This window comes from Thermomicrobium sp. 4228-Ro, from assembly GCF_026241205.1.
In the GTDB taxonomy this organism is placed as follows: Bacteria; Chloroflexota; Chloroflexia; order Thermomicrobiales; family Thermomicrobiaceae; genus Thermomicrobium.
The window spans coordinates 242120-268910 of record NZ_JAPFQM010000006.1 but is presented as its reverse complement, the minus strand read 5'-3'; the positions used below and the strand labels follow the sequence as shown (position 1 = coordinate 268910).

The following is a 26791-nucleotide window of genomic DNA, read 5'->3' as shown; positions in this document are numbered from 1 at the left end:
TGGGCGAGCCAGCTCCGGCACTTCGAGGACGGTCCTCGATGTCCAGCGGACGGTCGCTGGTACCGGAGTACACGAGCCGGTCGAGCGGGGAGCAGTCGCGATGACGGTCGGTAGGGCGGTTCCGATGATCGATGCGCTGGAGCGCGTCACTGGCCGCATCCGCTTCAGCCAGGACGTCGCGGTGCCCGGGATGCTCCACGCTGCGGTCGTGCGCAGCACCCAGCCGCATGCGCGCATCCGGCGTATCGAGACGAGCGCAGCGCGCGCCGTTCCCGGCGTCGTTGCGGTCGTGACCGCGGCCGATCTCGCCCGGATCCCCGGGATCCGTCCCGTTTATGGGCCGCAGATCGAAGACCAGCCGATTCTGGCCGCCGACCGGGTGCGCTACGTCGGCGATATGGTGGCGCTCGTCGCTGCCGAGACGCCGCGGGCCGCACGGGAGGCCGCCGGCCAGGTGGTCGTCGACTACGAGCCCTTGCCAGCGGTCTTCGATCCGGTCGAGGCGATGCGGCCGGGTGCACCGCTCGTCCACGAGCTGCGGCCCGACGAGCCGCTCCGTGGGCATGCGGTCTACTTCGGTCTGCGGCCGCTCTTCGGCACCAACTGCTGCAATCATTTCCGGCTCTACACCGGGGATATCGAGCAGGGCTTCGCCGAGGCCGATCTCGTGCTCGAGGAGACGTTCCGCGTGCCAGCCGCCCAGCACGTGGCGATGGAGCCGCATGCCGCGCTCGCGTACTGGGACGACGGGCGCCTGGTCGTGATCAGCGGGACACAGACGCCGTTCAACACGCGCCAGATACTCGCCCAGATCTTCGGCCTACCAGCGGAGCGAGTCCGGATCGTCGTGCCGCCGATGGGCGGCTCCTTCGGCTGCAAGGTCTTCCCGCGCATCGAGCCGCAGGTCGCCGTGCTCTCCTACTTGACCGGTCGACCGGTCAAGCTCGTGCTCGACCGCTACGAGGAGTTCCTCACCCTTACCCGGCACGCGACGGTGGTCACGATCCGGCTCGGGCTGACTCGCGATGGGCGCATCACGGCCAAGCGGGTGGAAGCCTACTGGAGTACCGGTGCCTATGCCGACTGCGGGCCGGACGTCGCCCGCAAGGGCGGGTTCGGCAGCGTCGGACCCTACCGGATTCCACATGTCGCGGTCGACTCGTACTGCGTCTATACGAACCTGCCGCCGGCCGGCGCCTTCCGCGGCTATGCAGTCACCGAGATCGTCTGGGCCTCCGAGCGGATGATGGACATCGCGGCCGATGCGCTCGGCCTCGATCCGCTGGAGTTCCGTCTGCGCAACCTCCTCGCCGACGGTGACCAGTTCGCCACCGGCGAGACACTCCACGACGTCCATTTCCGCGAGTGTCTGGAGGCGGCAGCTCGAGCGATCGCGTGGAGCCCCGAGCGGACCGTGTTGCCTGGTGGTCGCGTGCGCGCGAAAGGCCTCGCCGTCGTGATCAAAGGCATGACCACGCCCAGCCGGTCGGAAGCAGCTGTCGCGGTCGATCGGGACGGGCGCGTGACGGTCTACTCCTCGACCGTCGAGCTTGGCCAGGGAGCGCGCACCGTACTCGCCCAACTGGCTGCTGAGCCGCTCGGCGTACCGTACACGTCCGTTCAGCTGGTCGATCCCGATACCGACCGGACGCCCTTCGACAACCGCACCACCTCGAGCCGCTCGACCTACATGATGGGGAACGCCGTGCGGCGAGCGGCATGGCAGCTCGCCGATCGCTTGCGTGCGCTCGCAGCCGAGCGGCTCGAGGCCGCGGCGGAGGATCTCGAGCTCGTGCCGGGTGCGGTCTGCGTGCGCGGTGCGCCCGAGCGTTGTATCGGCTGGGGCGAGCTCGTGGCTGGCCTCGGCCTGGAGGAACTCCGCGAGCATGCGGAGTTCCACAACGAGGGTGGTCTGGACGAGACGGGCCACGGGATCGCCTCGTCGCACTGGCACCAGGGAGCTGCCGGAGCGGAAGTCGAGGTCGACCTGGAGACCGGACAGGTCAAGGTCGTGCGGCTCCATGCCGCTGTCTACGCGGGCGAGGTCGTCAACGCGCTCACTGCAGCGCTGCAGAACGAAGGCAGCATGATCATGGGACTGGGCAGCGCGCTCTTCGAGGAACTCGTCTACGAGCACGGACAGCCGCTCACGACCAACCTGTCGGACTATCTCGTGCCCGCTTTCCTCGATCTGCCCGACCAGCTGTCCCATGACCTGCTCGAGTGCCCGGGAGCTGAGGTGCATGGTGTCGGTGAGACTGCCTTGCCGCCCGTCCCAGCAGCGATCGGGAACGCGGTCGCCCGTGCCACTGGTGCTCGCTTGACCGAACTCCCGCTTACACCGGAACGTGTGCTGCGTGCCCTGCGGGAGGCCCGTGAGGAGGGGCGGTGATGCAACAGACGGTCCGCCTGCGTGTCAATAATCAGGACCACGAGTTCGCCGTACCCTGTGACGAGACGCTCCTGGAGACCTTGCGCGAGCGGCTCGGCCTCACGAGCGTGCGTGAGACGTGCGGCATCGGGATCTGCGGCGCGTGCACCGTCTTGATCGAGGGTCGCCCGATCTCGAGCTGCCTCGCCCTGACCGTGTTGGCCGACGGTGCGTACGTCACGACGCTCGAAGGTATTGCGGGGCCCGATGGTTCCCTGCACCCGGTCCAGGAGGCTTTCGTCGAACACCAAGCTTTCCAGTGCAGCTACTGCACGCCGGCTATGATTCTGAGCACGATCGCGCTCTTGCGAGAACGTCCGAACCCGACCCGGCAGGAAATCGCGCAGTATCTCGCTGGCAACCTCTGCCGCTGCGGCTCGTACCTCCGCATCCTGGCGGCCGTCGAGGCGGCGGCTGCCAGGATGCAGACCGTACGCAACGGCTGAACCCGCCGGTCAGATCGCCTGGGCAGTCGCGCTGCCACCTCCGCGACGGAGAGAGAACGTACTGATACGCTTCCAGGAGGACGGAGACGCGCGCTCGCTCCGTGGACTGACTCGGCAGCGGACGCTCGCGTGGGAGCGGCGACGCGGTTCGCCTTCGTTCAGTGCTTCGACACCGATGGTGGGATGCCGATCCTCCGGTTGGTGATGCGGGTGACGGACTCGACATTCCTGTGCGACTGCTCCGCGATGCTGCGATGAGCCAGGAGACGCTGCACAAAGCGATGCTGACGATCGGTCATTCGAGTCGGCCCCTCGGGGTGTTTCTGGCGCTGCTCCGTGCGCATCGGGTGCGGACGGTCGTCGATGTGCGGCGGTTCCCCTTTTCCAGGCGGAATCCCCAGTACGATCGGGAACGTTTCGCCGAGGCGCTCGCTCGTTCCGGTATCGCCTATCACCACTGTCCAGCCCTCGGGGGTCGCCGGCAGCCGCGTCCCGATTCGGTGAACACCGCCTGGGAGAACGCTGGCTTTCGCGGCTTCGCCGATCACATGCAGACGGCCGAGTTCGCAGCGGCGATCCACCGGCTGATCGCGCTCGCCGAACGCGAGGGGCCGGTCGCACTTCTCTGCGCCGAAGCGGTCCCGTGGCGCTGTCATCGCAGCCTCATCGCCGATGTGCTGACCGTTCGCGGGATTCCGGTCTTCCACATCCTCTCCGAAACGCGTCTGCAGCCCCATCGGTTGCCCCTCTTCGCACGCGTGCGCGACGGGCTGGTGACCTACCCAGCGGCAGAACCGGATGCCGAGCGAACACTGCCCGAGAGTGCGATCTAACGAGCAGTACACGCGGCGCACCTGGACGCTTCCGGCGCAGCGAGCCAGCGCGGTTGAACTGTTCCCGTACCCTGCCGCCTGACTGGCGCAACAGGTCCCGATGAGCAGGTGCGCAGTACTGAAACACGAGGACACACCCGGAGCCCGTTCCCTGCACTTTCGCTCCTGAACGGACCACGCGTGCGTGCCCCGGCCCGGCAGGTGCAGGAACCACCTCATGTCCCCGCGCTTGCGGCGCGGACGGGCGCGACGCGCCTCGCCCCTACAGGGAGAACATGGACGGTTCGGGAGGGTCGCGTGGTGATCGGCCACCGGTCCCCATCGACCACCTCCGCCCCCTGTAGGGGTCACGCGTGCGTGACCCGTCCGGCCCGCCAGGGCCGGGGAACAGACCACGTACCCGCGTCTGGCGGCGTGGATCGGCGCGGTAGACCTGCGGCCCCCCTTACCCCCCGGCCCCCTCTCCCGCACGGCGCGGGAGAGGGGGTGCCGAGTGCCAGCGAGGCGGGGGGGTGAGGGGTGTTTTGCAGGCGATACGCGTTGCCGACGGTCGCCTGCCCATCGTTCACCGGTACCCGATCGATTCCGGTCGTCCCTGTAGGGGTCACGGACGCGTTACCCGTCCGGTCCGTCAGGGCCGGGAACCGGCCCAGGTCCCGCGCCTTTCGGCGCGGCCGGGCGACGCACGCGTCGCCCCTACGGGGAAAACGTGGATGGGATGCCGAGCGTCAGCGAGTCGGGGGTGTCGTGCCGGCACGCGACAGCGACGGTCGCCAGCCGGTCGCCCACCGGCCTCCATCGCTCACCGCCGTTCCCTGTAGGGGTCAGGCGTGCCTGACCCGGCCGGGCCGTCAGGCCCGGAAAACCGAACCCGTTCCCACCCAATCCTGCCTAGACTGGCGCGGCACGCCTCGCCCCTGCGGGGAAAACGCGAACGTGGCATGCCGCGTCCCGACGAGGCGTGGCCAGTTCGGGACAGTGGCCTGCAAACCGCCGACCCGCGTGCTGTCGACCACCGTCCATCCCTGTAGGGGTCAGGCGTGCCTGACCCGCCCGGCCCGAAGGGCCGGGAATCGGAACCCATTCCCGTGCCTTGGCGTGCCGCAGGGCGCGGCATGCGTCGAAGTCCCCCTCATCCCCCGGCCCCCTCTCCCACGATCCCGTGGGAGAGGGGGTGCCGAGCGGAGCGAGGCGGGGTGAGGGGTGTTTTCCGGGCGACACGCATTGCCGACGGTGATCTGCCTCATCGCCGACCGGCCCCCATTGCTCACCGTCGTCCCCTGTAGGGGTCACGCGTGCGTGACCCGTCGGGTCATGCGTGCCTGGCCCGCCCGGTCGGTGCGGGGCGGAACGAGACTACCTTCCCGCGCTCGCGGTGGGATCGGGTGGCCCATGTGTCGTCACACGAGCGGTGCCCTGATGCACGCGGCCTGACCGTGCGTACGACCGAGTATCGCGGCTGCCGAGCGTGCTCCTGCTCGCGGGCGTCACCCGAGCGCTCGTGACAACACCAGGACCTTCTGTCGGGCTGAGGGCCACGCTCGGTGGGTCTTCCCCCTGCGTCGCGCTTGACACCATTTTCCATACCGACTAGCATGCTGATAGCGGTTCGGTTCGAAAGTCGATCCGGTGCCGATGGACGACCGACGCGGGCAACGGTACAAGACACCGGGACGGGCCTGGCTCCTGGTTCAGGACGCCGGACCGAGCGTCCCGCGTGGTCCCTGATCCTCCTCTGGCGGCCGGTCCGGTCGCGTTTGACCTCTCCCACGGAAAACAGGTGCATCCTGCACGCGACCCGCGCGGTCGCGCGCCATGGGTCGTTCAGTTGTCTCGGGAGGAGGATTCCGATGGGCGGAACCCTATCCGGTCGGTCGATGCCTGCGGTGGAGCGTTCGGGTGCAGCCCTGCTGATCGCGCTGATCGCCTTTGTCGCGAGCGTCGTGGTCACGCTCGCGACCATCGTCGATATGCGGCGTGCCTTTCTCCTCGATGCCGCCAGCTACCAGAAGCTCGGCTCGCCCTCCGCGTTCCTCTCCTACACACCCTGGCACATCCTCGTGCTTGTCCTGGCGCTCGTCGGTGGCGTCGCCTCTTATCGCGTATTGCGTTCTGTCGAGTCAGTGTCCGCTCGGGATGACCTGAAGCGTGCCCGCACGGCTCTCGCCGCTATCTTGATGGCCGTGCTGATCGTCGACCTCTTCACGTACCGGATCGTCCAGGCCGAGCGCGTTGCGGCAGCTGGCAAGGCCGGCGTTGCCAAGACCTTCGCGGTCGATGCGCTGCCGGCCTGGCTCCGTCCCCTCGGTGAAGCGGTCAACTTCCTCCTCGTCGTCTGGCATGCCACGCTGCTCGGCATGCTCATCGGCGCGCTCTTCCTCGTCCTGTTGTGCTCGAGCCAGCGGTTGAAGCAGGTCTACCAGCTGCGTGGTCTCCGCGCGCACCTCCTGGGGAGTGCCAGTGCTGTCGCCTACCCCTTCTGTTCGTGCTGTGCCGGGCCGGTCGGTGCGAGCCTCTATCGTGGTGGCGCTTCGCTCGAGTCGACGCTCGCCTTCGTCGTGGCGGCACCTTTGCTCAACGTCACCACGCTCTTCCTCGCCACCGCTCTCCTTCCCGCTGACTTCGCGCTCTTGCGCATCGTGGGTGGTGCCGTCCTGGCGGTGTTCGGCACCTGGCTCGTCGCCCTGACGGTGCGGCGGCGCCCACCGGTCGTCGCCAGCGAGAGGAGTGGACGCGGTCTCCGCTGGTTGGAGCGCTCGCTGCGCGCGTTTGCCCTCGAAGACCATCTCCGCGGACGGCGTATCGAGTCTCCGGCCGATCTGGTCGCCGCCTGGCTCGCGACCGCCTGGCGGATCGCCCGAGTTGCCGTGCCGATGCTGCTCGTCGCAGCGACGGTCATCGGCTGGGTCGCCCCGGTCGTGACGGCGCTCAGCGGCGGGAACACGGCCGCGACCGTCCTCTTCGCGACGCTCATCGGGGTGCTCTTCATGATCCCGACCTGGACGGAGCTGGCGATTGCCGCAGCGCTCATCCAGCAAGGACTCACGGGCCCAGCAGCGGCCTTGCTCCTCGCCCTGCCGGCAGTGAGTCTGCCGAGCCTGGTGATCTACGGGGCAGCCCTGCGTGACTGGCGTGTGCCCGCCCTACTCGTCGTGGTCGTCGTCGCCCTGAGTGCTGCGGCAGGACTCGCCTTCCTCCGATAGCACGACCGGCGCGAGGATGGTCGAGCTGGGACGGTGCGTCACTGGTACCGTCCCAGCTTTCCGTCGGAGTGCACGTGTGAGGGCTACTCTAAGCCGTGCCAGCGACATTCCCTAGCGAGCCTCCAGGCGGCATGACCGAAAGGGAGACAGGTGATCGCGTTGGCGATGCAGAACGGCAGCCGGATTCAGCACCGCTTCGCTGGCTTGTCCGCACTCGGCGCCCCCAGCGCGAGCCACGTCCGAAAGTCCGGATCGTACTGGGCGAGCTGGTATTCCGAATAAACTTCCTGGCACATCGCCCGGAGGCCACCACTACCGGGGGTGCGGAGTACGAGTTCGAGCAGCCACTGCTCGAATTGCTCCGGTTCCGGATCGGCCGCGATGGCCTGCTCGAGGATCCAGCGCTTGAGCTCCTGGCCGAGCTGGTCGGGTGTTTGGTCGCGCTTGCGTCGCTTCCGGCGTTCCTCGCTCACCTGGAGCGCCTGCAAGAGAGCCTGGCAGAAAATTGCTGGGCGTACGAGCGTTGGGGGATCGAGTCTGTGTCCCATGGGGCGCTACCTCTTCGGCTTGTGCACCTCGCCGGCCTCGGACGGACCCAGTGTGCGAGTGGGGCGCCACAGTGCTGGCTCGGAACCGTGTCAGGCGACGAGCTCCCGTGCGACGACCGTGACGGCCAAGGGAAACCCGAGGCTCCCTGGCCGCTGGTAGCCGCGCTCCACCGCGACGAGGTCGAGTTCGATCGTCGTCAGGTCCTGCAAGAGCACCTCGCCGTGGCTCCAGGCGCCCAGGGTCGCGAATGTCTTCACGTACCCGTGACAGACCTCGCAGACCTCGACACGCTGAGCGTCCTGTTTCCCTTCTTCTGCCAGATAGCGCAGGCTCCGGTGGTCACTGTTCCCACAGAACGGACAGTGCTGGTGCGGGAAGCGCCAGCCGGCTCCGCACCGCGCGCACCGCAACCAGCGGTCACGTTCCAGCCCGCGGAACTCGGCGACTACGGGCCAGGCCGCGCAAAGGGGACAGTAGCCGGCGTGCCACGTGCTGGCGGGTTGCCCGCCGATCGCACGGGCGGCCGTGACCAGAAACGGTATCGCCACAGTCTGCGCTAGCGTGGCGACGACCCCCGGAGAAACGCCAGCTCGCTGTCCAAGCTCCTCGAGACGTTCCGGAGTGGTAACGATCCCTACCCGAACCAGGTCCAGCACAACCAACCGACCGGATCGTACGGCCAGAGCGAGGTCATCACCGGCTGCGATCCCGCTGCGGGTGAGGAGCTCGGCTGCCTCGGTGACGAGCTGCGTCGCCTGTCCGACGTCGACGACGAGCGTCCGCCCGTGCAGAGCCGGCGTCACACCATCCGTGACCGGCTGCGCGTCGAGAACGCTCGCCAACAGCTGGCTTCCCGGCGCAGCGGCGAACCGTAATGCCAGCGCATACAGACGGGCCAGCGGAGCCAGGACAGCGTCCTGCTCCGCCAACTGCTCGAACTTGTCGACGATCGTACTCATTCGACCGGCATCCCAGCGACCTGGCTGGCCTCGCCCTCCTTCGGAGTATTCGAGTAGATCACCTTTGGGCCGAAGGGATGGAGCTGGATTTCGCTCCCGCGATTACCGATATCCGCACCCGGACCGCCGCCGCGTGTGCGCGATGCCTCCGGCCCACAGGCGATGAGTGCACCCGAGAGCACCGTGATTGCCAGGATCCGGAGTGCCCAGCTGACCACTCGTCTTGCTCGCCCCACCTCACACAGCCTCCGACGAGAGCAACATCACGACACGGAGAATGAACCCTCCGACCAGGACCAGCACGGCCGCACTCGGCACCGTCAACCGCCCGAGCAGCGGCCGGAAGTGAAGAAGCAACGGGACCAGAATACCGACCAGGACGACACCGACGAGCAAGAGAACGCCCCAGGCGTTGAACAGAACCGGCCGGAGCACCGCCGTGCCGACCGATGCCAGTAGGACGATCAGGACGACGAGTTCCAGGATGAGTGTCCAGGAATCGAGTTCTTTCAGCCACCGGACCGCCGGCGAATCGCTCCGCCAGCTCAGCAGGATCAAGAGCGCTGCACCAGTCGAGAAGCCGGAGACGAGGAAGAGCAACCCGAGCCAAACCGTATCGCTCCAGAGTGGCCGATTGGTCGTCGACAGGAGCACCCCAGTATAGCCGGCTAAGAAGAACCCGGAGAGACCACCGAGGACATTGACGATGGCCCCGAGCGTCCCGGTGACAAATGCTGAGAGCCCACGTGGCAGGATACCGACTTCAGCGAGCGCACCCACGAACGCGAGGAAAGAGAAGAAGCCGAAGGCGAGCAGTCCCCACGATCCGACAGAGATCGGCGACCACCACTTGAACGCCGGTCGGAAGGTCTCCGATTGGATCAACATGTGCCAGAAGCGCTCCGGCCGCTTCAGGTCGAGGATCAGCAAGAGACCACTGATCAGGCTACCGGGAAACGCGATGTAGTACCCGAGACGTGAAACCGGACGGTCACCCGGTTGCCCGAAAAGGCGCAAGAGCGCAGCGAGTGCGAATGCGCCGCCGGAGATGCCGCCGATGAAGAAGTAGAAGACGATCCACCACCGCCATTCCGGCGAGTGCGTGAAAAAGCTATCCGGCATGGCTGCCCTCCCCTTCGCCACGTGCCTCCGCTGCGAGCCGATCCATCCGCTGCTTGCGCAGACCGACGAGCCCGAGAAGACCGAGCGCGACTGCGCCTGCTGCCGACAAGGCAGCCGAGGGAGCGACGTTCCGTGAAGGGAGCTGCGGATTGGAGGGCAAGCCGTAGACTTCCGGCTTGTCGAGCAAAAGATAGAACGCGTTCAAGCCGCCCAAGATCGACTCGTCGTGCCCGTAGAGACGAGCTTGTGTGACGCCTTGTTCGTGCAGCTGCTGCAAGCGTTCCTGGGCACGCTGCTTGAGTTCCGAGATCGGCCCGAACTGGATCGACTGTGTCGGGCAGGCCTGCGCACACGCCGGTACCATGCCGGCCTGCAGCCGGTCGTAGCAGAGGGTGCACTTCATCGCGGTGTTCGTCTCGGGATTGATCTCGATGACGCCGAACGGGCAGGCCGCGATGCAGGCCCGGCACCCGTTGCAGACGTCCTGCTGGATCACGACGGTGTCGAACTCCGTCCGGATGATGGCACCGGTTGGGCAGACCTCGAGGCACGCTGCCTGCACACAGTGCTTGCACACGTCGCTCATCATCAGCCAGCGGCCGGTCGACCGGTCGGGGCTGAACTGCTCGACGAACTTGACGTGCCGCCACTGGATGCCGCTCAGCGAGACCGTGTTGTCGTACGACTGCCCGCTCAGCTGGATCTTGCCGCCGTTCCGAGCTGGTAGCTGGTTCCACTCCTTGCAGGCCACCTCGCAGGCTTTACAGCCGATGCAGACGGACGTGTCGGTGAAGAAGCCCATCGGTTCGGCCATCGCTCATCTCCCCCAGGGCATGGCCGGTGCGGTGGTGTCCCGCCGCACCGGCTTCCCCCTCCGTTCTCCACCTACTTCGCCTTCTCGACGTTGACCGTGAGCGCCTTCATCTCGTGGATCTGCACGTTCGGATCGGCCACCCAGGCACCGAGATCGTTGACCACGTCGCCGACCACGATCCCCATGAAGCCCCAGTGCCACGGCATACCGATCTGGTGGATCGTCTTGCCGTTCACCGTGAGCGGCCGCAGCCGCGGCGTCACCAGGGCCTTGGCAACGATCGTGCCGCGCTTCGAGGTGATGCGCACCAAGTCGAGGTTCTTGATCCCCTTCTCCTGCGCCAGCTCCGGGCTGATCTCGACGAACAGCTCCGGCTGGAGCTCCGCCAGCCACGGCAGCCAGCGGCTCATCGCGCCGGAGAGGTGGTGTTCCGTCAGGCGGTAGGTCGTCAGCACGATCGGGAACTGCGGGTCGCTGACTGCAGCCAGCTGGTTCCGCTCGTGCTCGTAGTACTTGGCGATCGGGTTGTTCTGCTGCTTCGGATACAGCAAGTTCGGAACCGGCGACTCAATCGGCTCGTAGTGCGTCGGCAGCGGTCCGTCCTGCAACCCGGTCGGCACGAAGAGCCAGCCCTTGCCGTCGGCCATCATGATGAACGGGCTCTTGCCGTCGTGGGCATCGAGGCCAGTCGCACCCGGCTTGGCCGGCGTGTCCGGCGCTTTCGTCGCCGGGAAGTCCGGTACGTCGTTACCGACCCACTTCTTCTGTCCAGCGTCCCACCAGATGTACTTCTTCCGCTCCGACCAGGGATTGCCATTGGGGTCGGCCGAAGCCCGGTTGTAGAGGATGCGCCGGTTGGCTGGCCAGGCGTAGCCCCAACCGAGGTGGGTACCCGGCTTGTCGTCCGGATCCGGGTTGCGGCTCGCCGGCAGGAACTTCCCCTCCTCCGGATAGGCGCCGCAATAGATCCACGACGCGCAAGTCGTCGAACCGTCGTCCTTGAGGTCGCCGAACCCCTTGAGGAGTTCGCCCGTGTCGGTCTTGAACCCGTTGACCTCGCGCCAGATCTTCATGACGTCCGGCTCACCCTGGATGCGCGTGTTCGTCGGGTACTTGCCTGGCTCGTAGTCGTAGTCCCAGGTCAGGTTCTTGAACCCTTCGTCGCGCGGCAGGGTCGAGTCGGCATAGAGCTTCTTCAAGCGCAGTGCGAGCTGGTGCGTGAACCACGCATCCGAACGGCAGTCGCCGGGCGGGTCGGCTGCCTTCTCGTGGAACTGGATGAGTCGCTGCGTATTGGTATACGTCCCCTCGATTTCCGCCACCTGTGCGGAGGGGAACAGGAAGACCTCGGTCTTGATCTCCTCCGGCTTCATCTCGCCGCTCTGGACTTCCGGCGACTTGTACCAGAAGGCGGCCGTCTCGGTCTCGAAGTTGTCCTTGACGACCAGCCAGTCCAGATTCGCGAGGGCGCGGCGGATGAGCCCCGCGTTGATCGAGGTGGCGGGATTCTGACCGAAGAAGAACGCACCCTTGATCTCGCCCCGCGCCATGGCGTGGAAGCTGGCCATGAACGAGTAGTCGCCGTTGATCTTCGGGTGCCAGTCGTAGCCGAAGTCGTTCTCCGGCTTGGCGGCAGCGCCGTACATCGACTTGAGGTAGCTCACCATGAACTTGGGCAGGTTCGCCCAGTACCCGGTCGGCCGCGTCTCGGTGAGGATGTAGTCGCGCAACGTATCGTGATTGCGCCGTGCGTCCGGGTGCGCCATGTACCCTTGGATCGAATGGTAGAGCGTCGGAATATCGGTCGAGCCTTGGATCGTGGCGTGCCCGCGCAAGGCCAGGATGCCACCGCCTGGTCGGCCCATGTTCCCCATCAGGAGCTGCAGGAGCGCCGCGCAACCGATGTTCTGGACGCCGTAGGTGTGCTGCGTCCAGCCCATCGCGTAGACGAACGTCGTCGTGCGCTCCGGGCCGGAATTCTCGGCCAGCATCTCGGCCACCTTGAGGAACAGCTCTTTCGGCGTCCCACAGATCTGCTCGACCATCTCCGGCGTGTAGCGCGAGAAGTGACGCCGGACGATCTGGAACACCGTCCGTGGGTGTTGCAGGGTGGGATCCTTCTCGGCCGGTGGCGGCACCATCTTCTGGATCATCTCCGCGAAGGTCGCTGCCTTCTTCGCCTCCTCACGCGCCTTGGCCGCATCCCACGGCTGCGTGCGCTTGTATTGCCACGTCGCATTGTCGTAGACGTACTTCTGGAACGTCCCTTCGGGAGCTTCCTTCAGACCCGAGAAGACCCCCTCGAGATCCTCGGTGTCCTGGAAATCGTCGCGGATGATCGTCGCCGCGTTCGTGTAGTTGACGACGTAGTCCTTGAAATACTTCTCGTTCTCGATCATGTAGTGGATGAGTCCGCCGAGGAAGGCGATATCCGTCCCGGAGCGGAGCGGCACGTAGAGATCCGCCATCGCCGAGGTGCGCGTGAAGCGCGGGTCGACGTGGATCAGCTTCGCACCGCGTCGCTTCGCCTCCGCCACCCAGCGGAATGCCACCGGGTGGTTCTCGGCCATGTTGGAACCCATGATGATGATCAGGTCCGCGTTGACGAGGTCACCGGGGAAGGTGGTCGAACCACCGCGCCCGAGCCGAGTCCCCAGACCGGGGACGGTCGAGCTGTGTCATATCCGTGCCTGGTTCTCGATCCGGACGATCCCCAGGCCACGCATCAGTTTCTGGTGGATGTGGTTCCACTCGTTATCGATCGTCGCGCCACCCAGCGAGAAGATCGCCGTCGTGTGCATCACCCGCTTGCCGTTCGGTAGCGTCTCGACGAACGTCTCGTCGCGCGTCTTCTTCACCAGTTCCGCGACACGGTCCATCGCCCAGTCGAGGTCGACGACTTCCCACTGGGTGCCATAAGGCTTCCGGTAGAGGACCTTGGTCAGCCGGTTGGGATTCACGTGCAGCTGGAACTGCGCTGCTCCCTTCGGGCACAGGTTCCCCTTGTTGATCGGGCTCTTCGGGTTCCCCTCGATATTGACGATCTGCCCGTTGACCACGTGCACGAGGGTTCCACAGCCCACTGCACAGTAGGGGCACACGCTCGGGAACACCTGCGCGTTCGCGATCCGCAGCTGCTGTGCCCGCACCTGCTTGGGACGCAGATCCACGCCCAGGCCAGCTAAGGCACCCACTGCGGTTCCCGCTGCCGCGCCACCGAATTTCAGGAATGTGCGGCGCGACACCGTCACAGCCATCGAACGACCTCCTCGCTCTGCTCGACACTGCCGTACTCTGGATATCGGGGCATGACCAATGCTAGAGCCATTCTATGCTCATCGGTTGACTTTGTCAAGAGTGAGCGGCTATCGTTGGCTCTGCAGGAGAGCACCGGGAGGTCGCTCGATGCGTCGAGTTCTCGCTGCCTGGTTCTTTTTCACCCTGTCAAGCGTCTTCTTCCTCGCCTGCTCTCGCGCTGCGCCGGTTCCAACTCCCACCCCGTTCACCGACCCAGCAGACGAGGTCCGTGCCGTCGTCACGCGCTACTTGGACGCGATCTATCACGGTCGCGCTGGCGAGGCCTGGCTCATGCATTCCCGGGCGACCAATGACGGCGAGTCGTTCGACGAGTTCATGGCGGTCGTCCAGGCGGCAGCCGAGATCGGTTCGCGTATCGAGATCCTCGAGATCGACCAACCCGAAATCCGCGGCAACGAGGCCTCCGTCATCGTCGTCCAGCGTCTCGGCCCACGTGTCTCGACGTATATGTTCCATCTGGTTTACGAAGATGGCGTCTGGAAGATCCACAACCCGCGTGATCTCGTTCCTCAGCCATGACCGGCCTTCTCGCCCGGGTTCCCTTTCGAGTCGCTGTGGCCCATGCCCGCCAACCCGAGCCTGGACAGGACGGTCGGTCGGACGCACTCATCCCCCGCTCCTGCTCACTTTACTCGCCGACTGTGGCATCCATCGTCCATACTCTTCCAGAATGGCCTCGGAGGGAGTGAGCAGTGTCAGGGATAGTGGGACACGTCGTCGCTGTCGGTGGCATCGTCCAACGCGAGCGGGCGATCCTGCTCGTCCGACAGCGCTATGGGCCCTCCCGTGGTCTCTATCTCTTCCCCGGCGGACTCGTCGAGCCCGGTGAGACGCTCGACCAGGCAGTCGTGCGCGAGGTCGCCGAGGAAACTGGGATCACAGCGGCAGTGCACGGCATCGTCGGCTTGCGGACACGCTGCGATGGCGATCGCAATGATACCTACGTGATGTTCTTGCTCGATTGGCTCGCCGGTGAGCCGCAACCGGATGGTCACGAGATCGACGATGCGCGCTTCTTCACCCTGGAGGAACTCCGCGATCCAGCGGCGCCGATCACGGCGCTCTCCCGCTACGTCGCCGTGCGTGTCCTCGAGGGGCGCTGTACCGTCCAGCCGTTCGCCGCCGACTTCGACTACGCTGCTGCCGGTCGCGATCCCGCCACGTGGCGCCTCTTCTGTTGAGCGGTCGCGCTTTGCCACTGTTGCACGGGATGCGCTCGGACACGAGTCCGTGTCTGCGGCATCCTGCTCAACTCCGGTTGGACTGGCCGGCAACCCTGACCCAGGCGAGCAGCTGCTCGGCGTGCTCGCGCAGGTGCCCAGTGCGACGACGGAGCACCTTGGCAACCGTCCACTGTTCACCGTCGCGCTCGACGACCCGGTCTCTCCAGATCGCCCACCACGCTCGGATCCCGGAGACGAACGCCTGGTGGGCGCGGCGGACTGCCTCGCGCGGATCGTCCGGCAGTGCCAACGCGCCGATATCCGGCATGAGGCGTGCCGCATACCAGCGGTCCATTTCAGCGACGTGACGGAGAACGGTCGGGGGTGGCCAACCGGGCGGTCGCTGCGATTCCGGAAGCGTGTCCCAGTCGTGGGCGCGTACGGCGAGTGCCAGCAGTTCCTCGATAGCGGCCTCCCCGACACGGATCGCGACGTCGAGCTCGCCGGCCGAAATGTTCCGCCGGTCCGCGTCGAAGAGCGGTCCGCATTGACCCGGAAGCGCCTGAGCGCGCTCGGTCAGAAGAAAGACGTCGGAGGGCCGGTTCATCCCCTGCAAACCGTGTCCGCGCAACCACGCTACATGGCTGGAAATCGCCAGCGGTACCCGTTGCAGGAGTTCATCGAGCGTAGCCGCCGCGAACTGGCAGCCGGGGAGTTCGACGACGTAGCCGACCCAGTGAGTCTCCCACTGCTCGGCGAGTACTCGCCACGGCAGGTAGCCCGTCATACTCTCGCTCCCTGGTCAATCCTATCTGCCAGACAACCCCACCTGGTCGGTCGCGGTTCCTCGCCGAGCCAGACGCGGTGGCTCGTTCGGGGCGCCGCCGTGCGGCCTTCTCCTGTTTGGATACAACGAGCGAGCGCGTGGCCCGGTTGCAGGACGCTTCTTCTACTGGGGAACGAGTTGGGAACGCAACGTGGCGGCAGGTCGCCACCCGCAACGGTAGCGAGCCGGCCCGTGAGGGTTCCAGCTCGTCATGCAGTGGCGGATGCTGCGCGGCAGGACAGAAGGGCGAGGGACGCGGCCTCTCGGCGAATAGCAGGTAGGGGTCGTCAAGGTCGTTCGGTCGGCGAGCCAGCGAGCGCTCGCTGCAGCCGCTCCAGCACGCGCGCGGGTGCTCGTGCAGCCTGCAGGTTCGCCTCGCGGACGGCCTCCAGGAGCTCGGAACGGACGACCGTGACCTCCCGTGGTGCCTCGATGCCAAGCTTGACGCGTTCGCCTTCGACGCCGAGCACGACGAGCCGGATGTCCTGGCCGATCAGCAGGGCCTCGCCTGGTCGCCGGGTGAGCACGAGCATCGCACCATCCCCTTCATGCCGTCACGATCAGGTGGCGAGTGCCCCAACCCGAATCGGCGAGAACCACCTGGATCCCGCAGCCACGGGCGAAGTCCAGCACAAGCGGCCCCAGGAGGTTCGCGGTAACGGTTCCGTCCTCGTGGACACTCAAGGTCGCCCAGAGTTCGACCTCCGCTGCCGTTCCCACACCAAGCGCTGCCAGCGCTGCTCGGTCCACCTGCGCCAGTTGATCGAGGAAGTCCGGCACCAGCTCGGGGACTGGCGCGAGCACGAATTCGATCCCCGGTTCGTCGAGCGAGCGGAGCACGAGAAGGCCCGGGAGCTCGTCGGGAGCCTCGACAGCGAAGTGCCGCCATTCTGGGCAACCGATGAGGCCGTTGGGGAAGATGATCGTCCGCTCGGCGACTTCTGTGGCCACGTTCTGAATCGGTCGAGCCATCGCTCCTCCTCTCGGGCTTACCGCAGGAAGTCGAGGAGCGTCGGCTGGATCGCCCGGGCTCCCGCCTGCAGCGCCGCTCGGTAGGTGAGTTCCTCTTTCGAGAACCGGGTGACTGCTTCGGCCATGTCGGTGTCACCGGCTTCGCTCAGGAGCCGAAGCGTGCTCGTGTGCGCGTCGAGCAGACGGTCACGCTGGGCGTCCAGCCGGTTGACGCGCGCGCCCACCGAGGCCTGCGCTGCCAGAAGCTGTGTCTGGGCGGCATCGATCGTCGCGAGGGTGGCACGAATCGCGTTCGGGTCGTTCGACGCGACCGCATCGCGCGCTTGCTTCACCGCCTGGAGAACTGGCACGATCGCGACGCTGCCCGGGACGTTGATGTCCACCGTGACGCCGCGATCGATCAGGCGCAGTAGCTGGTCGTTGTTCCCTCGATAGGTCGGTGGATCGGTCGAGAGATCGAACGGCTCCGTCTGCGTCGTACTGCCGGCGAAGAGGTACTGTCCGGCGTGCGCGTAGTTGCCAGTGGTCGCGATCTGCTCCTGCAGCGCGGTCAGCTCGGCCCAGATAGCCTGCCGGTCGTCGGCCGAAAGCGTGTCGTTCGCAGCCTGCACGACCAGTTCGCGGACGCGCTGCAGCGACTGCCCGATCGTCGTCAGCGCCTGATCGGTGAGGTCGAGCCAGGTTCGGGCCTGTTCGACGTTCGCCAGGTACTGCTCGATCTCTTGTGCCGCTGAACCGAGACGGAGCACCGTTGCGGTTCCGACAGGATAGTCCGAGGGACGCGAAATGCGCCGGGCCGAGGTGATCTGCTGGTACACCCGTTCCATCCGTGCCAGGTTTCCGGAGAGGTTCTTCAGCAAGGTGTCGACCAGCATACCGTGTGTGACGCGCATCCCACACTATCCTTCCACCCTACTGCACCGTCGCTAGCGTCCCACCAGGCCCATACCGTTGATGATCCGGTCGAGCATCTCGTCGACCGCCGTGATCGCCCGCGCGGCCGCCCCGTATGCCTGCTGGTACTTGATGAGGTTGGCCATTTCTTCGTCGAGCGAGACTGACATGATCTCCTTGCGTTGCCGGTCGATCGCGTCGACGAGCGCTTGCTGGTTGTCACGGGTCACCTGCGCGGTCTGCGATGCGCCGCCGACCTCCGCAACGAGCGTGTTGTAGAAATCGTTGATCGTTGCGGTGTTGCCGTTGAGGACGAGCTTGGAGCGAAGCTCAGCGATCGCCCGGGCGATCGCGTTGTTCCCGGGTTCGGCGGCTGCATCGGCAGCCGCGACTAACTGAGGATCGGCGACGATCGTCGGTTCGACCTCGAGCGAGCCGTCCGGGTTGATCACAAAGAACGGGCGCGCTGGTGGTGGTCCCGCTGGATCGGTGAGCCCGTAGCCGGTCGTGTGCAGTGCGTTCACTTCGTTGGCGAGGGCGTCGCGGATCGCCTCCAGCTTGCCCACTAGGCCCGGCAGGGTCGAGTTGTGTATATCGAGAAGCGCTTGCAACGAGCCACGCTCCAATGCGACGGGACTGTTCGTCCCCTGCCAGGCGATGCTGGCGGTGCCTCCAGCGACCTGCACGGTCAGGGGGAACGACTGCTCTTGATCGACCAGCGGGTAGCCACCGAGGTAGATGTTGACGGCCCCATTCGGAAGGGTTCGGATCGTCGCACCGGTGAAGCTCGCGAGTTTGTCGAGGAGCAGGTCACGCTGGTCCAGGAGGTCGTTCGGCGTCTGCCCCGTCGCCAGCGCTGCGACGATCTGCTGGTTGAGCGCTGCAACGCGCTGTGCGATGCCGTTCACTTCGCTCACTTGGAGCGTCAGCTTGACCGCCGCGTCGCTCTGGAGCTGTTGCAACTGCGTCCGCATCCGGTTGAGGTTCGCCGCGAGCGTCGTAGCGTCCTGGACCAGGGCAGCCCGCGCTGCCAGGTCTTCCGGCTGGTTGCTCACCGCCTGCCAGGCCCGCCAGAAGCGGTCGAGCAGGGCACCCAGCCCCGATGCGGTCGGCTCGTTGAAGACGGCCTCGATCTGTGCGTACGCATCGACCAGCGTCGAGCTTTCCCCGAGCGCTTGCGACTGTACGCGGTACTGTTGGTCGAAGACCGACTCGCGGATGCGCGTGATGCTCGCCACCAGGACACCGGTTCCGATCTGCCCGGCCAAGCCGGAGCGGTTGAAGGCAGGCACCGTGTACGGTGCGCTCGGCACTAGAGCCACGCGTTGCCGTGCGAAGCCCGGCGTGTTCGCGTTGGCGATGTTGTGGTTCGTCGTATCGACGGCGCGTTGCTGGGCCATGAGGCCGCGGAACGCTGTCTCCAGTGCCCGAAAGACCATCGCCGCAATCCCTCCGCCGAGACCTCTTCTCGGAAAATGATCGGCAGTAGCCGCCTCGCGCTGAACCCCTATGCGCGCAGGTCTGACAGGCTGTTGCGGTAGTCGGCCAAGCTCGCGGCAGTGCCGTTCCCGATCGATGTGCCTGATGGTAGTGCACCCGGCCTCGGCCGGTAGCTCTGACCTCGGGCTTGCACTTCCATCGCCCGGGCGAGGAAGCGGTCGGTCGTGACGAAAAGAGTCTGCACGAGCGAAGCGGCACGCTCGCGTAGCGTCGCGATCGCTGCCAGGCGCGCTGCGTCCGCGGTGGTCGGTTGCAGCTCGTTCGCACGCTGCTCGAGGAGTCGCGCCAATGCGGTAATCTCCTCGGGCGTTCCCGCCACCAGTGCCTGTGCGAGCGCAGCCAAAAGCTCACCGATGGCAGCCAGCTCGTCGCTGCTGCCGCCTCCCTGCGGCGCTTTGCCCATGGTCTGGTCTCCTCCAGCGCCTACTCGCTCTCGAGCGTCGGCCGGAGTTCGTTCGCTACCCGATCAGCAACCGCCTCCAGTGGCACCTGGTAGCGTCCGGCCTCCAGGAGCTTCCGGATCGCCGCGACGCGCCCTTCGCGCACGTCCGGTGCCTGCCGCACCACCTCGATCGCCCGCTGCACCTCTTGGAGTTCCGGCGTCAACTCCGCTGCCTGCGACGGGCGATCCGGACGAGCCGGCGGGGCGACTGGCTGCCGTGCCTGCTGCTCGGGCGTCTCGATCCGCTGGATCGAGGGATCGTGCCCGATACTGCCGACCTGGTTGACCATCGTCCCTTCCCTCGGGTTCGCTCTCGCTGCGGCATCCGCTCGCCGCTCATCCTACTCTATCGGCAGAGCTCGGATGGCTCTGAAGGGGCCGTGCTGGATTTCCTACTACTGCCGCAAGCGCGTGGCGATCTCGATCAGTTCGTCGATCGTCTGGAGCGCGCGGAGGTTCGCGGTGTAGGCACGTTGCGCCATGATGAGCTGCGTCATCTGATCGACGAGGTCCACGTTGGAATGCTCGCGGACTCCGCTCAGCACCGGTGGCCAGGTCGCTTCCCCAGGAATGCCGGTTTCCGGTTGCCCGGCTGCCTCGGTCGCCAGCCAGCGACCCTGTCCGGCTGCGAGCAGTCCCTGTGGGTTGGGGAAGCGCACCAGCTGAATCTGTCCGATCGCTTGCGTTCCGGTGCCATCGGCTGTCCGCGCGTAGATGGTGCCGTCCGGTGCGATCCGGTCGAGTTGCGTCCCAGCTGGGAGTGTGACGGGTGGCTGGAGGAGGCTTCCGTCCTCGAAGATGAGTCGACCGGCTCCGTCGAGGCTGAGGCGGCCGCTGCGACGGTAGGCGATCGTACCGTCGGCGAGCTGCGTGGCGACGAAGGTGTCCGGTCCACTCAAGGTGAGGTCGAAGGGATCGCCGGTGACTTCGATCGGCCCGAGCGTGTATTGCCGGGTAGTGCCGATGACTTCCACACCGGCACCGACACGCACCGGGCCGAGGACAGCCTCGCCAGCTCGTGCGACCAGGTACTGCTGCGGTGGTACTGCGGCGAACTCGGCCCGCACGGCTTTGAATCCATCGGTCTCCAGGTTCGCCAGGTTGTGCGCGATGGTGTCGAGTCGTACTTGCTGGGCTCGCGCGCCACTGACTGCCGGAAAGTACAGCGCTTCCATCGTGCCTCACCTCATCCCTGGCTGATGCGGCCCACCGAGTTCACCGCTAGCCGGAGCGTCTCGTCGGCGAGTTGCAGCGTCCGAGCTGCCAGCTGGTAGCTGCGTGTCGCCGCTAGCATATCCGTCAGCGTCTGGGTCAGATCGACGTTGGAGGCCTCGATGAACCCCTGGCTGACACCGGCAGTCTGCGAGGGCACGCCTTGCGCGTCGGTCCGATAGCGGTTGCCAGCCACCAGTGTCAACTCGGCGTCGGGGGGAAACTCGAGCAGCAGGAGGCGACCGATGGCCTGATCGCCGGCGAGGATGGTGCCATCGGGCTCGACCCAGATGTCGCCTGGTGGAAGGACGAGTGGCCCCTGCTCACCCAACACTGGGTAACCGTCAGCAGTGACCAGCCTGCGCTGCGCATCGATCTGGAACCGACCGTCTCGGGTGTATTCGACCCCGTCTGGCGTCTGCACCGCGAAGAAGGCGTTCCCGGCGATGGCCAGATCGAGCGGACGGCCGGTCTCGACCAGTGCGCCCTGCCGAGTGTCGACCCGTGGCTGGTCCCAGCGCACGGCCGTCGAAAGCGTACCGACCGGGTTGGCCTGCCCATTGGCGAGACGGAGCAGGAACATCTGCTGGAAGTCGCGGATAGTGCTCTCCTGCTGCTTGTATCCAGGAGTGTCGATGTTGGCGAGGTTGGTGCTCAGCGTGAGCTGACGGGCGAACTGCGCCATCATGCCAGCAGCAGCTTCATAGATCGTCCGGATCATGGCGTACCCCTCGTTTCTGCTTCTCGATTCCGCCGAGCGCGTATCGCGCCGAGCGCAATGAGGAGCAGGCTGTTGACAGCGACGAGCCCCCAGGTATCAGTGCGAGCTGGCCCAGTTCCGGTCTGGGGTAGGGTCGGCGGTAGGAGGTCGAGTTCGACCGGCGTTCCCGGCAATGCGCCGACCAGCACGACCCGGCTGTCAGGCGCAGGGTCCGGATCCGGTTCGGGTTCGACCGTGACGAGGACCGTATCCCAGCCTGCTTCCGGGATCGGTTCCGGGAGAAGCAGGTCGACGTGCGTGACCGGAAGCGATGACGCATCGAACTTCCCGAGGAGGAGCGTTTCACCCGTATCCGAGCGCCGGAGCCACAACGCATAACGGTCGTTGCTGCCCAATACGGGGAGGTCGACGAGATCGGCCCGTACGTCACCCTCGCTGAACGTGATGAGTGCGACTCCGGTTGCCTGGGGTGGACCGAACGTGCTGACCGTCGGGACGTGCGAGAGGATCACGCGCACCGGATACGCTTCGGCACGCGAGTTCCCAGTTAGCCACAGCCAGAGCGCGATCGCGACAGTGATCGCGATGCCGAGCACGTGCCAGCGCGTGAACACCGGCTCGATCACCGGCGGGAGGCGCTCTTCGACGAGCGTTTCCGATCCATCGCGCGGTACCAGGTCGTCCACCCAGCGCACGGCTCACGCCTCCCGGGTCGCTCGCTCGTTGCGCTGCCTGAAACCGAAGTGAGGGCCGGTCGCAGGGACGTCGTCGACCTCGAATGCCGGTGTACGCGGCAAGTCGAACGGTGGGTGCAGCAGCGCGTCGAGTGCCGAGCGGTCCGCCGCCTTGAGCATCTCGACCAGTTGCGCGATTTGCGGTGCCGGTTCGTCGCTCTCGCGGTCACTCGCTATCGGAGGTTCAGCGTGCTCCCAGGCTGCGACGCGCTCTGCCAGGTCGGCGAGCGCCTCTTCGAGCGCGCGCTGGCGGCGCCAGAGGATCGCCGAGTTCCAGGCTGCCAGCGAGGCGATGCCGAGTAAGCCGATCAGAGCGATGAGCTGCATCTCTGGAAGTCCGAAATCCATCGTTCCCCCTATTCCACGTCGGCTTCGCCGACCCCGCGCTCGCGCAACAGCGCCCGTAACTGAAGTCGGATCCGGTTCAGGATCTGACTCACGCGTGACTCGGAGATCTGCAGGATCTGGCTGATCTCGCGCATCGTGAGCTCCTCGTAGTAGTAGAGCGAGACGATGAGGCGGTCGCGCTCGCTCAGGGTTGCCAATGCGGCAGTGATGCGCGCCTTGATATCCTGATCGGCCGCGACCTCGGCTGGCTCCAGGGCAGCCGGATCGGCGAGTTGTTCCTCCAGTGTCAGGTCATCGGGGTCATGGGCCGATTGCAGCGGGAGAAAGACGCAAGCAGCATCGCTGACTGCCTGCTGGAGTTCGCTCGTCGTCATGCCGAGGTGCTCGGCCAGCTCGTCCTCCGTCGGCATGCGTCCATACTCGGCGAAGAGTTCGCGCGTTGCCTGCTCGATCTGGCGTGCTCGACTCCGCGCACTACGCGGCACGATGTCCAGCGTGCGGAGCGCGTCCAGGATCGCCCCACGAATGCGCATGACCGCGTACGACTCGAACTTGACGCCGCGCGAACCGTCGAAGCGGTCCAGCGCCTCCAGTAACCCGATCGTCCCGTACCCGATGAGATCGTCGCGGTCGACACTGGCCGGCAGCGACAGGCGTAGCCGGTCGACGACGTACTTGACCAGTGGCGCATAGCGTTCCACCAACTCAGCCCGCTCGTCCTTGGACACATCGAGCCGGCGCAACCGTTGTCGGAGTCGCCCTTCTTGCCGAGCTGGTATCGCCATCACGGGTGCCTCTCAACTCGTCACACGAGTTGCCGCTCGTCGGTTCGATCTGGCGGACGAGTCGACGGTTCGTACGTGACCGCGGGCTCCTCGTTCGGACGAGACCCGTGATCGAGTAGGCTCTCGATCGCCAGTCCAGCGAGGAGCAGGAGGATCAACGTGACCGTGCTGCTGATGGTGACCCAGAGCAGTGGCTGGTCGCGTAGGACGCCGGTGACATAGACGAGAAGGAACCCTGTGAGGCTCACCAGCACGAACAGCGGTCGTATCGAGAGCTGATATCGAGGCTTCACATTCTGCATTCTGACCACGAACCTCCAATCCCACCCTGTACCTCCTACCCTATCGAAGGCGCTGTGGTGCTTCCCAGTCCTGCCCGACCCAAAAGCCGGAGTGCTCCGTTCCTAGAACGGGCTGGTCACCAGTCCTAGGACCGGTCGGTGACGCGCAGCCGGCGCTCCAGCCGCTCCAGCGTCCAGGCGGCCAGTTCGGCTAGTGCGGAAGTCGAGGCGCTCACGAAGTCCTGTGGGATGGATGGTCCCGTCGTCAGCGCCAAGAGTGGACGTCCGAGCCGCTCGGCGATGCCCAGCGCCATACCTGGGCGCCGTGTCTCGTCCAGCTTGGTCAGGATCAGTGCGCGTGGTCGGAGCGGTGCGTAGCGCCGTGCCGCCTCGAGCGTCTCGTCGAGATCACCGCTGACCGGCAGGGTGACGCACACGACGAGCGGAGCGGTCGTCAATGCTGCTTCGAGTGCCGCGATCGCGCGCGGGTCGTATGGATTGGTGCCGACCGTGTCGATGAGGGTGAACGGTGCAGTGCTGGAACGCAGTGCCCGTTGCAGTTCTGTGCCATTCGCGGCTCGAATGACTGGCACACCGAGTCCGCGGGCGAGTACCTCCAGACGCATATCGTGGCCGTCGTCACCAGCCAGGCTGATCACCTGCGCCGGGAAGCCGTCGGCGCGAGCCGTCGCGGCCAGTTTGAGCGCAGTCGTGGTCTTGCCGACGCCGGTCGGACCGACCAGAGCCAGAATCGCGCGTCCACCGACCGGGAGCCACGGCGCGACGGCAATGTAGTGGGCGATCCGCCCAGCAAGTGCTCGCCGCAGTGCTTCCCCCGTTCCTCGATACCGACGAAACGTGCGCACGAGATCTTCTGTAAAGCGTGGACCTAACCCGAGTGCGGTCATACTCAGGAAGAGCGGATCGCCCGTCGAGCCCGGGATCGTGACTGGCCGCCTCGTTTCGGCTGGTCGCACGACGGCCTGAGCCGGTGCAGCGATCAGCTCGACCACACCGTCCTCTCCGCGCAGGGTGCGTGGGCCGATGTGGCGCACATCGACGATCACCGCATCGGGACCGAGGTCGGCTTTGGCCAGTAACAACGCTGCCTGGATCGATTCAGCCCGGTAGGTCCGTGTCTCCAGCATCGTTTACCCCCTCACTGTCCCCAGTACCTGCACGCGAACGGATGGTGCGACTTCCTGATAGGCGAGTACCGCCAGGTTCGGGAGCGAGCGGCGCAGGCTCCGGCTCACCGCCGTGCGCAGTCCGGCGGGAACGAGCAGGACCGGCTGATAGCCGAGCGCGGCGAGGCGCTCCATCTCCTGCGCGACCGCTGTCAGAAGCGCTTGCAGCCGTTCCGGAGGCAGGGCCAGTTGTGGCCCCTCGTCGCTGTGGTGAATGCGTTCGCTGAGTTCACTCGCGAGTTCTGGGTGGAGGACCATCGCACCCAGCGTGCCGTCCGGGGCGACGTATTGCTGCGTGATCGTCGCCGCTAGTGCGTGGCGGACGTGCTCGACCAGGACGTGCACGTTGCGCACGGTGCGTGCATGGTTGCCGAGGACCTCGAGAATGGTCACCAGATCCCGGATCGGTACCTGTTCCTCGAGCAGGAGTTGCAGGACTTGATGCACCTCGCTCAAGGAGAGGAGGTGCGGCACGAGTTCATCGACGACAGCTGGATGCTCTCGCCGCACGATGTCGAGCAGGCGCTGGACGTCTTGGCGCCGCAGGAGTGCAGCGGCGTGGCGGCGAACGACTTCGCTGAGATGCGTCGTGATGACCGAAGCCGAGTCCACGACGGCGTAGCCCTGTGCCTCGGCCGCTGCACGTTGTCCCTCGGGGACCCAGACCGCCGGGAGGCCGAAAGCGGGTTCGCGCGCTGCGATGCCATCGAGTTGGGGTGCTTCGCCCGTCGTCGTCATCACCATGAGGCGATCCGGATAGACTTCACCTTCGCCGGCTTTAACACCCCGCACCAGGATGCGGTACTCGTTCGGACGCAGCGCCAGGTTGTCGCGGATGCGCACCGTCGGCATCACGAAGCCGAGCTCTTGGGCGATCTGCTTGCGCAGGAGCGTGATCCGGCGGAGGAGCTGCCCCCCAGCCGTCTGGTCGACGAGTGGGATCAAGCCATATCCGATTTCCAGTTCCAGCGGATCCACCGGTGTCACCTCGGGGAGGACTTCCTCGGCCTCCGGTGCCGGTTGTGGCGACTCGGTCGCGGCCGGTCGGCGCGGCTGGCGGAGGGCGAGTGCGGCCCCGAGCATGCCGACCGCACCGAGGAAGAAGGGCGGGGCTGGTAATCCGGGTGCCAGGCCGAGGACCGCGAGCAGGACGCCAGCGATCGCCAGCGCCCGTGGCGCACTGAAGATCTGGCGGGCGAGATCGAGCCCGAGGTTCGCGTCGGACGCGCTGCGCGTGACGATGATACCGGTCGCTGTCGAGATCAAGAGTGCCGGGATCTGGGAGACGAGCCCGTCGCCGACCGTGAGGAGCGCGTAGGTGCGCAGTGCCTCGCCGAGCGGCATGCCGCGCTGGAGTGCGCCGATCGCGATACCCCCCAGGATGTTGATCAGGATAATCACGATCCCAGCGATCGCGTCACCCTTGACGAACTTGCTCGCCCCGTCCATCGCGCCGTAGAAGTCCGCCTCGCGTGCGATCTCTTGCCGGCGCCGGCGCGCTTCTTCCTCGGTGATCAGCCCCGCATTGAGGTCGGCATCGATCGACATCTGCTTACCGGGCATGGCGTCGAGCGTAAAGCGCGCCGCGACCTCGGCGACTCGACCGGCGCCGTTGGTGATGACTACGAACTGGATGACCACGAGAATGACGAAGACGACGACGCCGACGATGTAGTTCCCACCGACGACGAAATGACCGAAGGCATTGATCACTTCGCCCGCGTTTCCCTGGAGGAGGATGAGCCGCGTCGAGGTGATGTTGAGCGCCAGACGGAACAGCGTTGCCAAGAGCAGCACAGTCGGGAAGGCTGAGAACTGGAGCGGCTCCTGGATATAGAGCGAGACCAGCAGGATCGTGAGGGCCAGCGCGATATTCGTGGTGATGAGGATGTCCAGGACGTGCGCTGGGATAGGCAGGATCATCAGGGCGACGATCGCTACCACACCAGCAGCGAGTGCGACATCGCTATAGCGGACGAGTCGGCGAAGTCCGCTCCCTGGTTCAGCCTGCGTGCGGTTCGATACCGGTGCGCTCGCCATCCTCGTCCCCT

The 26791-nt window shown here is 66.1% G+C and carries 27 protein-coding genes; 6 read left to right on the top strand and 21 right to left on the bottom strand.

Annotated elements, in window-relative coordinates:
• Positions 1-100: 100 nt before the first annotated feature.
• The 4 genes from OO015_RS10800 (at position 101) to OO015_RS10785 (ending at position 6913) form a co-directional block, all read left to right on the top strand.
• Entirely contained in the window at positions 101-2392 is a 2292-nt protein-coding gene (locus OO015_RS10800; RefSeq protein WP_265941273.1) for a xanthine dehydrogenase family protein molybdopterin-binding subunit, read from the top strand.
• Positions 2392-2877: a (2Fe-2S)-binding protein gene (locus tag OO015_RS10795; protein WP_265941272.1), complete on the top strand. Its 486-nt coding sequence runs from the start codon at positions 2392-2394 to the stop codon at positions 2875-2877. Before OO015_RS10800 ends, OO015_RS10795 begins: the two co-directional genes overlap by 1 nt.
• 254 nt (positions 2878-3131) lie before the next feature.
• Entirely contained in the window at positions 3132-3710 is a 579-nt protein-coding gene (locus OO015_RS10790) for a DUF488 family protein (protein WP_265941271.1), read from the top strand.
• A gap of 1850 nt (positions 3711-5560) precedes the next feature.
• Positions 5561-6913 (top strand): permease, encoded by a 1353-nt coding sequence (locus OO015_RS10785; protein ID WP_265941270.1) that lies wholly within the window; start codon positions 5561-5563, stop codon positions 6911-6913.
• 185 nt (positions 6914-7098) lie between these two features.
• Here the strand turns inward: OO015_RS10785 and OO015_RS10780 are convergent, their stop codons facing one another.
• The 6 genes from OO015_RS10780 to fdh all read right to left on the bottom strand — a co-directional run bounded on the left by OO015_RS10780 (position 7099) and on the right by fdh (position 13614).
• Positions 7099-7461, bottom strand: coding sequence for a type III secretion fhipep protein (locus OO015_RS10780; RefSeq protein ID WP_265941269.1), 363 nt, complete (start codon positions 7459-7461; stop codon positions 7099-7101).
• A gap of 90 nt (positions 7462-7551) precedes the next feature.
• On the bottom strand, positions 7552-8421 hold the full coding sequence (locus OO015_RS10775) for a formate dehydrogenase accessory protein FdhE (RefSeq protein ID WP_265941268.1): 870 nt from the start codon (positions 8419-8421) through the stop codon (positions 7552-7554).
• A complete protein-coding gene (locus OO015_RS10770) occupies positions 8418-8639 on the bottom strand; it encodes a hypothetical protein (RefSeq protein ID WP_265941267.1) in 222 nt (73 codons plus the stop codon). The genes OO015_RS10775 and OO015_RS10770 overlap by 4 nt, the downstream gene beginning before the upstream one ends.
• 19 nt (positions 8640-8658) lie before the next feature.
• Positions 8659-9543 carry an NrfD/PsrC family molybdoenzyme membrane anchor subunit gene (gene nrfD / locus OO015_RS10765; protein WP_265941266.1) on the bottom strand — a complete coding sequence of 295 codons (885 nt, stop codon included), beginning with the start codon at positions 9541-9543 and terminating at the stop codon, positions 8659-8661.
• On the bottom strand, positions 9533-10357 hold the full coding sequence (locus OO015_RS10760) for a 4Fe-4S dicluster domain-containing protein (protein ID WP_265941265.1): 825 nt from the start codon (positions 10355-10357) through the stop codon (positions 9533-9535). Before OO015_RS10760 ends, nrfD begins: the two co-directional genes overlap by 11 nt.
• Positions 10358-10428: 71 nt before the next feature.
• Entirely contained in the window at positions 10429-13614 is a 3186-nt protein-coding gene (gene fdh / locus OO015_RS10755; protein ID WP_265941264.1) for a formate dehydrogenase, read from the bottom strand.
• Positions 13615-13762: 148 nt separating this feature from the next.
• On the opposite strand from fdh, the gene OO015_RS10750 reads away from it, so the two are divergent.
• Together OO015_RS10750 and OO015_RS10745 are read left to right on the top strand one after the other, a co-directional pair.
• Complete coding sequence (locus tag OO015_RS10750) at positions 13763-14194, top strand: nuclear transport factor 2 family protein (RefSeq protein ID WP_265941263.1); 432 nt, start codon at positions 13763-13765, stop codon at positions 14192-14194.
• Between the two features lie 173 nt (positions 14195-14367).
• Positions 14368-14856, top strand: a complete 489-nt coding sequence (locus OO015_RS10745) for an NUDIX domain-containing protein (protein WP_265941262.1) — start codon at positions 14368-14370, stop codon at positions 14854-14856.
• Between the two features lie 67 nt (positions 14857-14923).
• Here the strand turns inward: OO015_RS10745 and OO015_RS10740 are convergent, their stop codons facing one another.
• The 15 genes from OO015_RS10740 to flhA form a co-directional block, all read right to left on the bottom strand.
• Entirely contained in the window at positions 14924-15625 is a 702-nt protein-coding gene (locus tag OO015_RS10740) for a type II toxin-antitoxin system HicB family antitoxin (protein ID WP_265941261.1), read from the bottom strand.
• A gap of 326 nt (positions 15626-15951) precedes the next feature.
• On the bottom strand, positions 15952-16197 hold the full coding sequence (csrA, locus tag OO015_RS10735) for a carbon storage regulator CsrA (RefSeq protein WP_265941260.1): 246 nt from the start codon (positions 16195-16197) through the stop codon (positions 15952-15954).
• Between the two features lie 13 nt (positions 16198-16210).
• Entirely contained in the window at positions 16211-16636 is a 426-nt protein-coding gene (gene fliW / locus OO015_RS10730) for a flagellar assembly protein FliW (protein ID WP_265941259.1), read from the bottom strand.
• 17 nt (positions 16637-16653) lie between these two features.
• The gene (flgL, locus tag OO015_RS10725; protein ID WP_265941258.1) at positions 16654-17529 is read right to left on the bottom strand and encodes a flagellar hook-associated protein FlgL; all 876 of its coding nucleotides are present in this window, start codon (positions 17527-17529) and stop codon (positions 16654-16656) included.
• A gap of 33 nt (positions 17530-17562) precedes the next feature.
• A complete protein-coding gene (gene flgK / locus OO015_RS10720; protein WP_265941257.1) occupies positions 17563-18969 on the bottom strand; it encodes a flagellar hook-associated protein FlgK in 1407 nt (468 codons plus the stop codon).
• A gap of 68 nt (positions 18970-19037) precedes the next feature.
• Positions 19038-19433, bottom strand: a complete 396-nt coding sequence (locus tag OO015_RS10715; protein WP_265941256.1) for a hypothetical protein — start codon at positions 19431-19433, stop codon at positions 19038-19040.
• 20 nt (positions 19434-19453) lie between these two features.
• Positions 19454-19762 carry a flagellar biosynthesis anti-sigma factor FlgM gene (gene flgM / locus OO015_RS10710; RefSeq protein WP_265941255.1) on the bottom strand — a complete coding sequence of 103 codons (309 nt, stop codon included), beginning with the start codon at positions 19760-19762 and terminating at the stop codon, positions 19454-19456.
• Between the two features lie 105 nt (positions 19763-19867).
• Entirely contained in the window at positions 19868-20647 is a 780-nt protein-coding gene (locus OO015_RS10705) for a flagellar hook-basal body protein (RefSeq protein ID WP_265941254.1), read from the bottom strand.
• 11 nt (positions 20648-20658) lie between these two features.
• Positions 20659-21405 carry a flagellar basal-body rod protein FlgF gene (gene flgF, locus OO015_RS10700; RefSeq protein WP_265941253.1) on the bottom strand — a complete coding sequence of 249 codons (747 nt, stop codon included), beginning with the start codon at positions 21403-21405 and terminating at the stop codon, positions 20659-20661.
• On the bottom strand, positions 21402-22100 hold the full coding sequence (locus OO015_RS10695) for a hypothetical protein (protein ID WP_265941252.1): 699 nt from the start codon (positions 22098-22100) through the stop codon (positions 21402-21404). Before OO015_RS10695 ends, flgF begins: the two co-directional genes overlap by 4 nt.
• Positions 22101-22103: 3 nt before the next feature.
• Positions 22104-22487 carry a transmembrane sensory transduction histidine kinase for metal resistance gene (locus OO015_RS10690; protein ID WP_265941251.1) on the bottom strand — a complete coding sequence of 128 codons (384 nt, stop codon included), beginning with the start codon at positions 22485-22487 and terminating at the stop codon, positions 22104-22106.
• A gap of 8 nt (positions 22488-22495) precedes the next feature.
• Positions 22496-23272, bottom strand: coding sequence for a FliA/WhiG family RNA polymerase sigma factor (locus OO015_RS10685; RefSeq protein ID WP_265941250.1), 777 nt, complete (start codon positions 23270-23272; stop codon positions 22496-22498).
• Between the two features lie 20 nt (positions 23273-23292).
• The gene (locus OO015_RS10680) at positions 23293-23574 is read right to left on the bottom strand and encodes a hypothetical protein (RefSeq protein WP_265941249.1); all 282 of its coding nucleotides are present in this window, start codon (positions 23572-23574) and stop codon (positions 23293-23295) included.
• Between the two features lie 125 nt (positions 23575-23699).
• Positions 23700-24701, bottom strand: a complete 1002-nt coding sequence (locus tag OO015_RS10675; RefSeq protein ID WP_265941248.1) for a GTP-binding protein — start codon at positions 24699-24701, stop codon at positions 23700-23702.
• Positions 24702-24704: 3 nt separating this feature from the next.
• A complete protein-coding gene (gene flhA, locus OO015_RS10670) occupies positions 24705-26780 on the bottom strand; it encodes a flagellar biosynthesis protein FlhA (RefSeq protein ID WP_265941247.1) in 2076 nt (691 codons plus the stop codon).
• Positions 26781-26791 lie beyond the last annotated feature (11 nt).